This is a genomic window from Mucilaginibacter ginsenosidivorax (genome assembly GCF_007971525.1).
Taxonomy (GTDB): Bacteria; Bacteroidota; Bacteroidia; order Sphingobacteriales; family Sphingobacteriaceae; genus Mucilaginibacter; species Mucilaginibacter ginsenosidivorax.
On the sequence record NZ_CP042437.1, the window covers coordinates 2,341,359 to 2,355,893 of the forward strand.

The window sequence follows — 14,535 nt, forward strand, 5'->3', positions numbered from 1 at the left end:
GAATCGGCCGCAGGTTTGCCGGTATTAAAAGGAATTTGAAAGGGAAATGTTTAAACAAAATTCATGTTGCTATAAATAACCGTCTAAAAAAGCAGCCCTGCCCGCTCATTAAATTACTACGGCAGTATTTAATAAAAACCCTATCTTATCATCCTCAATTTATTTACAGCAATGCCCAACTCAGAAAAAAAATTAGGCTTATGGACAAGCACCTCCCTGGTGGCGGGTAATATGATAGGCGCGGGCGTTTTTTTACTGCCTGCCGCTATGGCCAGTTTCGGGAGTATTGGTTTGCTGGGTTGGGTATTTTCGGCAGTGGGATCGTTTTTCCTGGCAAAGGTTTTCAGTAACATGAGTAAGCTGCTGCCGCACGCCACGGGCGGCCCTTACGCATTTACACGTTATGGACTGGGCGATTTTGCAGGCTTCCTGGTGGCCTGGGGTTACTTCTTATCTACCTCATGCGCCTGCGCGGCCATTACCAAATCGCTGGTGAGCGCCTTAAGTACGTTTTTTCCGGCGCTGGCAAACGGCCTGCCCGCGGTAGCCACCGGTCTGTGCGCTATATGGCTGCTTACTTATATTAACACACGCGGAGTTGTAACCAGCGGCAAATGGCAGCTGGTTACAACCATACTCAAAATATTGCCACTGGTGCTTGTGGCATTTGGCGGCCTGTTTTTTTTACAGGCTAAAAACTTTAGTCCGTTTAACAGCAGCGGTACAAGTACCTACAGTGCAATAAGCACCACCGCAGCCATGACCCTGTTTTCTTTTATCGGAATTGAGTGCGCCACTATACCCGCCGGGAGTGTGGAAAATCCACAAAAAACGGTGCCGCGTGCAACATTGCTGGGCCTGTTAATTGCTACATTGGTATATATTTTAGGTAGTGTAAGCGTAATGGGCCTTATTCCCGCTGCCGAATTAGCAAAGTCGCAAACGCCTTATGCCGATGCCGCTGCCATAATTTATGGCGACAATATTCGCTACTGGGTAAGCGCCGGCGTTGCCATTGCCGCTTTTGGCGCGCTTAACGGCTGGACACTAATGCAGGGGCAAATGCCCTTTGCGGTTGCCAGGGATAAATTGTTCCCCGCCATATTTAGTAAGCAAAATAAAAAGGGGGTGCCTTACATGGGCATCCTGCTTAGCAGTACGCTGGTTTCTGTTTTTATGAGTATGAATTACTCTAAAGGATTTGTTGAACAATTCCGGTTTTTATTATTGCTTTCGCTGCTGTCGATGCTAATTCCTTACCTGTTATCGGCTGCGTCCTATCTTATCATCAAAGTAAAAAACAAACAGGCAGATGGCTGGCTTGGCGCCGTGGTTTTGGCTATCGTAGCATTTGGTTATGCGCTGTGGAATATTGTAGGCACCGGCAAAGATGCTGTTTATTACGGTTTTGTTTTGCTGATGATGAGTGTGCCTTTTTATGTTTGGGTAGCTTACCAAAAAAATAAGGAACAGTAGATAGCCTTAAACTCATCAAACTTAAGTTAGCAGTAAAAAAGGGTAAAATTCAGCTTATCGTTTACCGCTTTACCCTATTGTCTTGCGCAGCAACCTGTGTTGTACCTCGGCGGCGCTACTACCTCCTGTTATTACCAGTATTTTAAATAAAATGTAATAATATTATTACACAGCAAACCCGCATCTGTTTATTAAGATGAAAATCAATTGCTTGTAGGCTTTAAAAAAGTCATAAATGTTAAATTTCGGGCTTTAAATGTTAAATATACAGGTTCAATTGTTAAATCGTTTTGATTACTAAAAACTTAGTTATACCTTGGTTTCCATAAATAACCTTATGAAAATCACAATTACTGCACTAATAATACTCCTGTTTGGTACAGCTTCCGTTTTTGCACAAAATACCTACTCTATCAAAGGCGGAGTTGCCGATACGGCTTCAAATTCTAAATTAACTAACGCTACCGTTGCTGTTTTAAATGCCAAAGATTCCATCCTGCAAAAGTTTACCCGGGTAAATGATGGCCAGTTTGCCATTACCAATTTAAAAAAAGGTAAATTCATTTTGCTGGTAAGCTACTCTGGCTACGCCGATTTTGTAGAGCGTTTTACGCTCGACTCGGCACATACCACGCACGATTTTGGCCGCATAGGCATGATACTTAAAACCCAGCTGCTTAAAGAGGTTATTATAAAAGCCCAGGTAGCAGCCGTTAAAATTAAAGGCGATACCACCGAATTTAACGCCAAGGCATTTACCGTACAACCGAACGCCAAAGTAGAAGATCTGTTAAAAGAGCTTCCGGGCATCCAGGTGGATAAGGATGGCAAAATTACTGCCCAGGGCCAAACCGTAAGTAAGGTTTTGGTTGATGGCGAGGAATTTTTTGGCGATGACCCTACCCTGGTTACCAAAAACCTGCGTGCCGATATGGTAGATAAGGTACAGCTTTACGATAAAAAAAGCGACCAGGCCGCATTTACCGGAATTGATGACGGGGTGAAGAATAAAACCATCAACATTAAACTTAAAGAGGATAAAAAGAATGGCTATTTTGGTAAAATAGATGCCGATGGCGGTACCGATAAATACTACCAGGAGCAGATTTTATTTAATCGCTTTAAAGGCAAGCAGAAATTTTCTGTTTACGGAACTTTAGGTAATACCGGTAAAGTTGGTTTAGGCTGGGACGATAACAGCAAGTACGGCGGCAGCGGCGGCCTTGAATTTGGCGATGGCGGCGAGATATATTTTAACGGCGGCGGCGGCGACGACCTCGACTCGTTTAGCGGACGGTTTGATGGTGAGGGTATTCCGCTGGCACGGTCGGCAGGAGCGCATTATGATACCAAATGGAATGGCGATAAGGAATCTATCAATGGTAATTACAAAATAGGATCGTTAAACGTGGATGGTACTAAAAATACCATAGCACAAAATAACTTCGACGGTACATTTAACACCAACAGCTCAGATCAAACTTTTCATAACCACATGTTCCGCCAAAAACTGGATTTAACCTACCAGGTTAAGATAGATACCAGTCAAAACCTGAAGCTTATGGTGGATGGTACATCTAAAGACGCCATCACCAATACCAAATATGATTATGTAAGCAATTATGCAAACGGCGGGTTACAAAACACCAGTAAGCGTAATGTTGATAATGATGTAAAATCGAAGATATTTAATGCAAGCGCTTTTTATACTAAAAAATTTAAAAAGGTTGGTCGTACGTTTTCGTTAAATGTATCCGAATCACTTAACCAAAGTGAGTCAAAGGGGCAGTTGTATGCCCGTACAAAATCATATGATACAACTGCTACATTAACGCAGGATACAATTATCGATCAGCGCAAGGTATCAAACATAAAAAGCAATGTGTTAAATACCAACCTTACTTATACAGAACCGCTCACCAAAAAGCTTTCGGCGGTGGTAAACTATGGCATTAACCTAAGCAACAACAGTTCTGACAGGCGCTCCTATAACGATCCGGGTGGAACCGGGAGCTATACCACTCTTGACACCACGGTGAGCAACTTTTATAAATTAAACCAGGTGGCCAACCAGTTTGGGCTTAACCTTAATTATAAAGGCAAAAAAGCCACGTTCAATTTTGGGTCGAGGGTGTCGGTGGTAAACTTTAAACAAATAGACGAGATCAGAAATACACCTGACAGGACCAGAAATTTTGTAAACTGGTTTCCGCAGGCTACATTCCAATACCGCTTTTCGCAGCAGGAATCTGTACGATTGAGTTACAATGGTAATACAACACAACCTACTATTGACCAAATTCAACCCGTATTGGTAAATAACGACCCGGTAAACAGAACAATTGGTAACCCCAATTTAAGGCCATCATACACCAATCGTTTAAATTTTAGCTATAACTCTTATAAGGTGCTCAGCGGGCAGTCCATTTGGTTATATGGCTCATACTCCAATACCTACAACCCTATTGTAAGCAACGTTACCACGGTAAATGGCAGAAACACGTATGTGTACACCAACCTTAACAGCAACCAAACAGTAAATATGTATGCAAGTGCCTACTTTGATAGAAAAATCCCCAAAGTAGATGTAAACGCTGGTTTAGGGATTAACGGAAGCGGTAATACTTATTACAATTTTGTTAAGTACAACGATGGTCCCAACGCCTTAAATAAAACACAATCATACACTTACAGCCTCGATTTCAGGTTATCCAAATACAAACAAAAAAAATATGATATGTGGGGTTCGGTAGGGCCTACCTATACTGTTAACTCCTCGTCGTTACAAACTAATATCAATAACAACGGCCGGGGCTTACAGGCAAATGGGGGCTTTAATATTTACCTCCCCCTACACTTTAGTATCAACTCCGATGCTACATACCAATACAATGCGGCAACACAATCGTTTCCGCAGGATTTCAGGAAAACGATCCTGAACGTAACCATTGGTAAAACATTTACAAAAGACGAAAGCTTTAAAATATACTTTGCCGGTAACGATTTGCTGAACCAAAACACCGGTTACAGCCGTACGGGTAATGCTAACCAGATCTCGCAGGAGCGTTATACTACTATCAGGAGGTTCTTTATGCTTTCGCTTGTTTGGGATTTTAACCATGTTGGCGGCGGCGCGGCCCCCGCAGCTAAAAAATAATTGATCATGAAAAAACTCATTTTATATACAACCTGCTTATTTATGCTTGGGGCCAATACCTTGTTTGCCCAAAACAAGCACTTTACCACCAATGGCATTATTGAATATGAAAAAAGCGTAAACATGTACGCTGTTTTTCAGAAGATAATTGATAAGGATAACGAAGCCTGGCTACAACCTGCCTTTGACTCCTATAAAAAAACGCAACCTCAATTCAGGAAACTGAAAAGCACTTTAGCCTTTGGCAACAACAAAACCCTTTTTACCCCCATTGAGCCCGAAGCCCAGGGCAATACCTTCTTTTTAGATAACCCGATGGTGGGTCAAAACAATACCGTACAAACCGACCTGAATACCTATACCAGCATTGACCAGAAAAAAGTTTTTGAATCGGTATTCCTGGTGAAAGATAGCGTACGCAAAATAAACTGGAAGATTACTACCGAAACCCGCGAAATAGCAGGTTTTACCTGCCGCCGCGCAAACGCGCTGGTACTTGATTCGGTTTATGTGGTAGCTTTTTATACCGATGACATTACAGTACCAGGCGGCCCCGAATCATTTGCCGGCCTGCCGGGCATGATATTAGGACTGGCTATTCCCCATGAAAATGTAACGTGGTTTGCCACCAAAGTAAATGAAATACCGGTTGACGATAAAGCGCTTGCCGCCCCTAAAAAAGGAAAGGCAGTAAATCGGAAAGAGCTAACCGCCACCCTTACCGATGTAATGAAAAACTGGGGCAACCAATCAAACATCTACTTAAAAGCCTTTATCCTTTAACCTAATCATAAACTTAAGCAACACCCTGTTATGCCCTGCATAGCAGGGTGTTTGTGTTTTAGGGGCTGGGCTACCGTGTCCCTACACCTTTTAATAAAAGAAAATTGTCATTTCGATGGAGCAAGAGGAAGCAAAGAGCGGGAGCGCGAAAGAGAAATCTTGAACGCCTTGCATCCAAAGCAGCTTATCGGAATGCAGGGCGTTCAAGATTTCTCCTCACCACCTGCGCACAATCCAGCCCAGGTTCGTTCGAAATGACAATTTCTCATGATGAAATGCTAAAAGATACGCACACGCGGTAGCAAAACCAGGGTATGGGCTTTACACATGCAACCCAACCATCGGCCACACAATTTGCCTGATAAACTGCGGGTGAAACAGCAGGGGCATGGGCGCTATCACCCAAAACAAAGTCCATAAACGGGCGGCGAACGGGTATTTTAAAAAAGCAGCCCCACTATCTGTCAATACCTTTTCCAGCAGTACCATAACTCCCTGGATAACAAAATATATCATGGGTAAACCATATCCGCTATTTACGGGCACGCTAAGCGCCAGTTCATGCAACAGGCCCGAGAAGCCGAAGGCGACCATTAACGCGGCCCCCGGCCCTATTTTATTGCGCAATGGGCGAAAGATGGTTATGGATGTCATTTCGCTAAAGGCCATGTTCCAGCGTTTGCCCCAAAATTCGGTAAGGCTCATGGCCCTGGCAGGTTGCTTAAACAGGTAGTAGGTATTTACGCCCTTTAACCGCCACGTACCTGCACTAATACACAACAGCCCGAAGTGAAGAATAAGGCTTAGCCCTACCAGCAAAAAAGCAGTGGTTAACAGGTAGACCGGCTGTGCACCTAACGGCAGCAATACAATTTGGCGCCCCAGCAAAATAAGTACCCCGCCGGCTATTACCCGACTCACACCAAACCAAATCATGGGCCAGGCATTGGGTAAGGGTGGCTGCCCTAGGTTTTCAAAAGGTTCGGCACGCATACCGGCCCAGCCGCCAGCAAAAACCAGCCATTGATTAAATTGAAGGGTAAGTTTTTTGTTTTTGTAACTCTGGGCAACGGCAATAACCTTCATGGAGGTAAAGGTTGTGGCGATGATAGCCAGCATGCGCAAAATGGGGTTGGCCTGTAAACATACAAAGTGTACAATAAAGATGCTTGCAATAAGCAAAACCCAGCTTTGCCACACCATTTTATATTTTATAAATGCATAACCCAACAGTACAACGCCGGCGTTTGTAATGCCGAAATAAAAAAGGGATATTAGCACCGTTGTGTTAATCATAACTGCATATAATTAAAGTAACAGGCCCTACTATAAACAACACTGAGGAAAACAAAAAGGATGATCAATACCGCCTCGGCCAGTTTATGCAATTTACCAGTGGGAAAATTTGTCCTGTCGAAATAAAGGAACTGGATCAACACTCTCGAAATCCAATACACGGCGATAAAACCGGTCAGTAATGTTGCAAGCCGTGTTCCATTAACAAGGTCATTAAATGCCAGTGCCGAAAGCAGCCCGAAGCAAAGGTTAATTACCAGGATATATGCGGCATACGTCCAAAACATTTGCTTAATCAGGGGTTGCACTTTTAGCAGCTCGGGCCGCCAGTTTAAAACCCGGGGAATGGCCAGGCTGCCAACCACCAGCCCTACCTGCGCCAGCCCCGCAAACCAGATCAATTGCTGAATACTAAAACCTATGGTTTTCATTTTACAGGCTATTTATTTTTATCCGTTTGGATAGTACAAATTTAAATAAAATATTAAACTTTCAAAATATATTGAAAATTAAATAATAATACATTAAACGGATATCGAATGGTGTCGGGAAGCTGTTGAAAGAGTGACCAAGGGCACACTAACGATACAGGAAAGGACAGGTAAAAAATCTCAACTATTTCATTATCAACAAAAAAACAGCGAATAATTATCAAAAAACAACCCCGCCGGGCATTCCCGCAGGGTTGTTTTTTGCGGCTGTTGTTTTTGGCCGGATTATTTACTGCTCATATCCCACATCTTTAAACTTTTCACCAACGATTTTCCTTCCGAAAATATGGTATTGTAGGTGGTGTTTTCCCCGGGGTATATCATGGTGGATATCACCTTTTCGCCTCCATTGCCAAAAATTTCCAGCGAGGATCTGTCCAGCAAAACCTGGAGCTTTACAGTCCCATTCAACGGTTTTAAAGGGGCGGTCTGAACAAGGTTTATGGCATCCTTATTCGCGGATTCAGCGGTTGTACAATCTATAAAAAGTTCCTGTTTTACGGCATCATATCCTACTACTACTTTTTTTGTTGTACCGCGTTCCCGGGCTAAAACAAAGCCTACTTTTTTGGCCTCATTCAGCTGAAAATCAACATCAATCCAGATCGATCGACTAAATGTCTTACTGTTCTTTAGCGACATCGCTCCGGCAAGTGCATGGCTGCCAAGCGAAAGCCCCTCCACTTCTTTTGAAATTGTCTTATTAACAACAGCCGATGGCGCCTGAATAAGCCTGATGCCCTCATCAGTAGTTTTTAAGGATAGATCATGGGGGATTGACATCTGGCCTTTCCACGGATAGGTTTCCTTGCGGCCGTTTACCAGCCAGCCCAAAAGCACTTTCTTGTTGCCAGGTGCATCGCGCCAGGCAATAGCGGCATAAAACGAGTCGCCATAATCAACTTTGAACAGGCTGCCTGCATCGTTGTTATTTTTAAAGGTTGTACCATCAAAATCGCCAACATAATACTGCATCATTGGGCTATGCTCGCCCCAGCACGATACAAACAACACCCATTTTGTATTGGCTGCATCGCCGTCAACAGTTAAAGGCAGCAGCGATGGGCATTCCCAGCCGCTTTTGGTGTAACCAGCCGGGCCAAAATCGCTCAGCTTTGTCCACTCCTTCAGGTTTTTAGAACCGTAAATTCTTACCATATGCTCATCAACCATGGCTACCGTCATAATCCACTGTTTGGTTGGTTCGTGCCAGAAAACATTGGGGTCGCGGAAATCTTTTTTATTCAGATCGATAACCGGGTTGCCAGCGTATTGGGTATAGCTTTTGCCATCGTCATTACTGTAAGCTATATATTGCGATTCTTTTTTCTGTTTGGGCTGATCGGCTGTAAAAACGGCAACTATAGAGGCCTTGCCGTTTTTGCCAAAACCGCTGGTATTATTTTTATCCAGCACCGCCGATCCCGAATAGATGTAGGTCAACGTATCCTTGGTCACTATTTCGGGAATGGCAACCGGCAGATTTGTCCAGTGCAGCAGGTCGGTACTGGTAGCGTGGCCCCAGCTCATATGTCCCCATTTATTTTCGAAAGGATTGTGCTGGTAATATAGGTTATATTTTCCGTCCAGGAAGATGAGCCCGTTAGGGTCATTAGTCCAGCCGGTGGGTGGCGTAAAGTGATATGCAGGCCGCCATTGCGGGGTTGGTGTTTGCTGGGCAAACACTTTAACAGAACACATCGAAAAAGCAAGGCAGTAAATAAAATATTTAAACATAGGTGGTTGTTTATAAAGTTGGTAGCATAAAAGTACGTTAAAAATTAACTCCGGGGCAAATGGAGCAGAAACAAAGCAAATATTCGCGCTATTGTTAAATAAAATTTTGAAAGTTTGTTTTAAAGTCACAACTTTAAACAACTCTTTTGCCTTTAAACCAGATTGAAAAAATTTATTGCCTTAATGTTACTCAACATTCACCTGCTAAATATTGGCGGGCAGCTGGCATTTCATCAATATTTGGTTTACAAAACAAATAAGTTTTATACCGAGCAAACCCGTAAAGGGCTTTACAATATTAAAGATCTAACAGAGGTAGTTATCCCCGTTAACCTCCCCAATATTCACGACTGGAAAAGCTTTGAGAACATTGCCGGGCAAATTCAATTTGGGAGCACCAACTACAACTACGTAAAAATGAAGATGACACGCACTGGTTTACACCTGATGTGCATCCCCAATTACGAAACCACACAACATATTGATAAAAATGTAGTTAATGCCAAAGGCGTTAAAGATATCCCGGTACCACAAAAAGATCATGTACCCTACGGCAAAACCATTGTGCAGGAAAACATAAGTTTCTCTTTTGCGCAAATTGAGTTTAATTGCCCTATGAAAAACTTACCGAAAAACGTTGTACAACCTGTACAGCCGTTGGTTTATTACCACCAGGACATTCCTGAGCAACCGCCAAAAGCCACCTGCTAATCCCCTCTTTTTAATTCATTTTTCCGGACGGTACTGTTAGTATCATTGATTTGCTTTTATTGGAATTGGCCTGTGCGCTTTAACGCAGTTTGCTGCTTTGTATTTAGCCAGAGCAAAAACGCGGCAGTGGCGTAGTAAGAGTATCGATAAGCTAATTACCCTCCCCTCCGGCAATTTTCAAATCTTCAAATTTTCAAATTAAAATGCCTTATATTCCTCTTGAATCCCATTTACCGGGCATAACCGGGTTATTGGAGTACAGCAAAGAAAGTGCTGCACCTATTCGCGAACTGACCCAAATTTTGCTTCGCGGCCCATCGACCCTATCCGAGGGCGATCGCGAACTGATAGCAACCATTGTATCGCACGGCAACCAATGCAAGTTTTGCACCACCGCCCACACTGCCGCCGCCGACCTGTATTTAGGCGAAAATGATACCGCCCAAAAGATCAAAGAAAACATCGAGACCGCTCCTGTGAGCGAGAAAATGAAGGCACTGCTCACTATTGCCAAACTAACCGGCCAAAGTGGTAAAAATGTAACCCCCACCGAAATTGAAAGGGCCAAAGCTGCCGGTGCGACAGACATCGAAATTCACGACACGGTACTAATAGCGGCACTCTTTTGCCTGTACAACCGCTATGTTGATGGCCTGGCCACAGCGTTGCCGGCAGATGCCGGGTACTATAATGTCCTTGCAGATCGCCTGGTTAACCATGGTTACACGCGCCTGCCGCAAGGCTATGATCACTTAAAAAAATAAGCCATTACCCTAATTAATTTAAAACCAAAATCACGATGAAAAAACTTTTATTTATCATATTGCTGCTCTCGTCCGTAAACCTGTTTGCGCAGGAAAGCAAAATAACGGGTACCCTAACTGATGCTACAACCGGCCAGGCTGTTGTGGGTGCCAGCATCACCGTTAAAGGTAAATTAACCGGTACCATTACCGACTCAAAGGGTAACTACTCCCTTAACCTCAATAAAATTAAGCCGCCCTTTACGCTCATTATATCGGCCGTGGGCTATGAGCAAATAGAAAGCAATGTTACATCCACCGGCGAAGTAAGCCTCAAATTACAGCAGAAATCCATCGTACTAAACGAGGTTGTATCATCTGCTACCCGTATTAACCAAAGCATATTGCAATCGCCGGTTAGTATCGAAAAAATGAGTTTGAAGGCCATTAAAGAAAATCCTTCATTTACGTTTTATGATGGATTGCAAAGCTTAAAAGGGGTTGAAGCGGTAACCAGCAGCTTAACCTACAAACAGGTGAACACCCGCGGCTTTAACAGCACCGGTAACGGCCGCTTTTTACAGTTGGTTGATGGAGTTGATAACCAAACACCCGGCCTTAATTTTTCGGTAGGTAACCTTTTTGGCGCATCGGATATTGATATCGAGAGTGCCGAAGTTATACCAGGTGCAGCATCAGCACTATATGGCCCGGTGGCCTTTAATGGATTGTTATCGTTAAAAACAAAAGACCCCTTCAAATACCAGGGCTTAACTGTACAGGTAAAAACGGGAATGAACCATTTTGGCGAATCGTCTGTAAAACCGCAGGGTTTGTATGATTTTGCCGCGCGGTATGCCAAAGCCTTTAACGATAGATTTGCCTTAAAAATCAATGCTTCATATTTAACCGGCAGGGATTGGTATGCCGAAAACTATACCGATGTAAGCGCATCAACCCCGGTTGCCCAACGGGGGCCTAATAACCCCGGCCGCGACGCGCTGAATATTTACGGCGATGAAGTATCGCGCACACTTCCCGGCATCGGCCTGGTATCAAGAACCGGTTACGAGGAAAAAGACCTGATGAATTATAATGTGTACAGCCTTAAGTTAAACGGCGCGTTGCACTACCGCATCAGCAATAACCTGGAAGCCATTTACCAGTACAACTTTGGTAAAGGAACCGCCAGCTACACAGGCAGCAGTCGTTTTGATTTAAATAACTTTGTTTTGCAAACCCACCGGGTGGAATTGAAAGGCAGCAACTTTTTTATCCGCGGATATTCCGTAGCCGAAAACTCGCACGACTCCTATAATACCCGCTCGCTGGCGCAGTTTATCAACCGCGATTGGGTGCAGGATTTAAGCGGCAACACCGTTACCCCCGATAAAGCCGACGATACCTGGTTTACCCGGTATTCAACAGCATACAACGGTAGCGCAGCCGGCGTAACTGCCCACGATAATGCAGCAGCACGGGCTTTTGCAGATCAGGGCCGTTTTTTACCGGGCACAGCTGCCTTCAACGCTGCCAAAGATGCATCTATCCATAACTACGGCCTAAGCGGCGCGGGTGTATTTAGCGCAAGTAAATTTTACCATGCCGATGGCCAATACGATTTTACAAGCGCTATCAAAGTGTTTGAGCTGCTGGCCGGCGGCAGCTACCGCGATTACCGCATGTTTACCAATGGCAGTTTGTTTGATGATAAAACCAACCGCGTAACCATTGCCGAATACGGGGCGTTTATGCAGGCTGCCAAAAAACTGTTTGACGATAACCTGAAGCTAACAGCCTCTATCCGTTATGACAAAAACGAAAACTTTAAAGGCAGCTTTACGCCACGCTTCTCGGCAGTTTATACGGTCGATAAAACCCATAATTTCAGGGCATCATACCAAACCGGTTTCCGGAACCCCACCCCGGTTGATCAGTTTATCCACCTTAACGTAGGCCCTATCACCATTTTAGGTGGTGCGCCCAAAAACAGTGCAGGGTTAAACGTGTATGAAAACTCGTTCACCGCATCATCAGTGAGTGCGTTCGGTGCGGCAATTGGCGCGGCTGTTGCCGGCGGAACACCTTTCCCGCAGGCGGTTGAGCAAAACAAAGGTTTATTGCAAAAATCAAATGTGGCCTACATTAAGCCCGAGCAGCAAAAGGCCTTTGAACTGGGCTATAAAGGTTTAATAATGGATAAATTACTGGTTGATGTAAATTATTACTACAGCAGCTATACCAACTTTATCCTTAACACGGTAGTAATACAGCCACAAGATCAAATATTGGGTGCGGATGGCAAGGTTACAACAGCATCGGCAAGCGATATTCCTGGTGGCAAGGTGCATGCCTTTCAGCTATACACCAACGCGCCCGATAAAGTATCGGCACAGGGTGCAAGCGCGGGTTTAACTTATTTGTTTGATAAAGGATATGCCCTGGGCGCCAATGCTACGCTATCAACATTTAATCTGCGCAACGCAAATCCAAACAATATTGCAGCTTTTAACACCCCTAAATGGGCTACCAATACCACTTTTGGCAACAGCAATTTTGCCAACAATTTTGGCTTTAACCTGGCCTGGCACTGGCAAAGCGCGTTTGACTGGTACGGCACTTTTAACGGTACGCGTCCGGGCCGTGTAGATGCTTACTCGGTGGTTGATGCACAGATTAGCAAAAAGCTACCAAAATTCAAATCGACAGTTAAGCTGGGCGGCAGCAATATTTTCAACCAGCACATTTACCAGTCATACGGTTCGCCGGCTATTGGCGCTATTTATTATGTATCGATAGTATTTGATGACCTTTTAAAATAAACAATATGAGCACACTTGTAATTGATAAGCCGGGTTCAAAACCGCAAACAGATATCAGCGTACCATACCGGGTAATATTATTTGCTATTTGTTTTTTGAGCAGCGCCCTTGGGGGTACGGTATCTACCCTGATGTCGGTTTATCTGCCGGTGGTGGTTAAAGATTTGCAAGGCAATTTGCCTCCAAACGAAATTAACTCCATCAGTGGCTATATTAACGCCATCTTCATTTTTGGCTGGGCCTTAGGTGGCTTTACCTGGGGCGTTATCAGCGATAAAATGGGGCGTAAAACCGCCTTGCTAATGGCCATTAGCTGTTATGGTATTTTCACCATTTTAACAGGCCAAATGCCCACATGGTGGGGCGTTGTACTTTGCCGCTTTATGAGTGGCTTTGGCGTGGGCGGTGTATTGGTAACAACCATTACACTTATAAGCGAAGTTTGGCCTGCAAAAAGCAAAGCGGTTGTTATTGGCATCCTCTCCATCGCGTTCCCCGTCGGTATCTTTTCGGCCGGGCTTATCAATTACGTGGTGTCGTCGTGGCGGTCAGGCTTTCTGATCGGCGTTATCCCGCTGGCCCTGGCGCTGATTGGCGCCTGGATTTTATCCGAATCGCCAGGCTGGCTAAGCTATCGCAATGATATTGCCAACCGCAACAACCCGCTGAATAAATTACTATCGCCCGCCCATCGCCGGGAGTTGGTAGTAGGTTCGTTAACCTTTGGCACTATGTTAATAGGCCTGTGGGCCATATTTTCCTGGCTGCCAACCTGGGTGCAAAGCCTTATTACCAATCATGATGCCGCTAAAGAGCGTGGCCTGAGCATGATGTTTTTGGGCATGGGTGGCCTAACGGGTGGCTTCCTATCTGGATGGCTGGTAAACCTGCTTACTTTACGCCGGTCGATGCTCATTTGTTTTGCAGTTTGCGCCGGTTTATCATTCGTATTGTTTAAAACAAACAGCACATTCAGCCCAGTTATCTATGCCGAGATCTGCATACTGGCTTTATTCTTCGGCGCCAGCCAGGGCGTGTTATCAGCCTACATACCACAGCTGTTCTCAACCGGCATTCGTGCCACTGCAACGGGATTTTGCTTTAATATCGGTAGAATATTTACCGCTACAGCCGTACTGTTTGTAGGCATCCTGGTATCGGCCCTGGGCGGCTATGGCAACGCCATATTCATTTTTTCGTTAGTATTTATAATAGGCCTACTGGTAGTATTATTTGGCCATAAAAGGGGAGGTAAAAGCTGAAAGGTTAAAGGAAAAAGGTTTTAAAGAGTAATAATTCAATAATTCAATAATTCAATA

Annotated in this window: 10 protein-coding genes and 1 pseudogene; 8 read left to right on the top strand and 3 right to left on the bottom strand. The window is 44.3% G+C overall.

Features of this window, described 5'->3' with window-relative positions:
* The first annotated feature begins 171 nt into the window (after window positions 1–171).
* From FSB76_RS09850 to FSB76_RS09860, 4 genes and pseudogenes are all read left to right on the top strand, one after another.
* Window positions 172–1,476, top strand: coding sequence for an amino acid permease (locus tag FSB76_RS09850; RefSeq protein WP_147053409.1), 1,305 nt, complete (start codon window positions 172–174; stop codon window positions 1,474–1,476).
* A gap of 337 nt (window positions 1,477–1,813) precedes the next feature.
* A pseudogene (locus tag FSB76_RS32960) lies at window positions 1,814–2,098 on the top strand (carboxypeptidase regulatory-like domain-containing protein); the annotation flags it as partial.
* A 309-nt stretch (window positions 2,099–2,407) separates the two neighbouring features.
* Window positions 2,408–4,633, top strand: a complete 2,226-nt coding sequence (locus FSB76_RS09855) for an outer membrane beta-barrel protein (protein WP_394349434.1) — start codon at window positions 2,408–2,410, stop codon at window positions 4,631–4,633.
* A gap of 6 nt (window positions 4,634–4,639) precedes the next feature.
* Window positions 4,640–5,416 (top strand): GLPGLI family protein, encoded by a 777-nt coding sequence (locus FSB76_RS09860; RefSeq protein WP_147053411.1) that lies wholly within the window; start codon window positions 4,640–4,642, stop codon window positions 5,414–5,416.
* Window positions 5,417–5,737: 321 nt separating this feature from the next.
* Here the strand turns inward: FSB76_RS09860 and FSB76_RS09865 are convergent, their stop codons facing one another.
* From FSB76_RS09865 to FSB76_RS09875, 3 genes are all read right to left on the bottom strand, one after another.
* Window positions 5,738–6,712 carry a wax synthase family protein gene (locus tag FSB76_RS09865; RefSeq protein WP_147053412.1) on the bottom strand — a complete coding sequence of 325 codons (975 nt, stop codon included), beginning with the start codon at window positions 6,710–6,712 and terminating at the stop codon, window positions 5,738–5,740.
* A complete protein-coding gene (locus FSB76_RS09870) occupies window positions 6,709–7,143 on the bottom strand; it encodes a hypothetical protein (protein ID WP_147053413.1) in 435 nt (144 codons plus the stop codon). The genes FSB76_RS09865 and FSB76_RS09870 overlap by 4 nt, the downstream gene beginning before the upstream one ends.
* A 285-nt stretch (window positions 7,144–7,428) precedes the next feature.
* Window positions 7,429–8,940 (bottom strand): glycoside hydrolase family 32 protein, encoded by a 1,512-nt coding sequence (locus FSB76_RS09875; protein WP_147053414.1) that lies wholly within the window; start codon window positions 8,938–8,940, stop codon window positions 7,429–7,431.
* A gap of 183 nt (window positions 8,941–9,123) precedes the next feature.
* On the opposite strand from FSB76_RS09875, the gene FSB76_RS09880 reads away from it, so the two are divergent.
* The 4 genes from FSB76_RS09880 to FSB76_RS09895 all read left to right on the top strand — a co-directional run bounded on the left by FSB76_RS09880 (window position 9,124) and on the right by FSB76_RS09895 (window position 14,478).
* Entirely contained in the window at window positions 9,124–9,651 is a 528-nt protein-coding gene (locus FSB76_RS09880) for a hypothetical protein (RefSeq protein ID WP_147053415.1), read from the top strand.
* Window positions 9,652–9,854: 203 nt separating this feature from the next.
* The gene (locus tag FSB76_RS09885) at window positions 9,855–10,415 is read left to right on the top strand and encodes a carboxymuconolactone decarboxylase family protein (RefSeq protein WP_147053416.1); all 561 of its coding nucleotides are present in this window, start codon (window positions 9,855–9,857) and stop codon (window positions 10,413–10,415) included.
* A 35-nt stretch (window positions 10,416–10,450) separates the two neighbouring features.
* A complete protein-coding gene (locus tag FSB76_RS09890; RefSeq protein WP_147053417.1) occupies window positions 10,451–13,216 on the top strand; it encodes a TonB-dependent receptor in 2,766 nt (921 codons plus the stop codon).
* A 5-nt stretch (window positions 13,217–13,221) separates the two neighbouring features.
* Window positions 13,222–14,478 carry an MFS transporter gene (locus FSB76_RS09895; RefSeq protein WP_147053418.1) on the top strand — a complete coding sequence of 419 codons (1,257 nt, stop codon included), beginning with the start codon at window positions 13,222–13,224 and terminating at the stop codon, window positions 14,476–14,478.
* The last annotated feature ends 57 nt before the right edge of the window (window positions 14,479–14,535 follow it).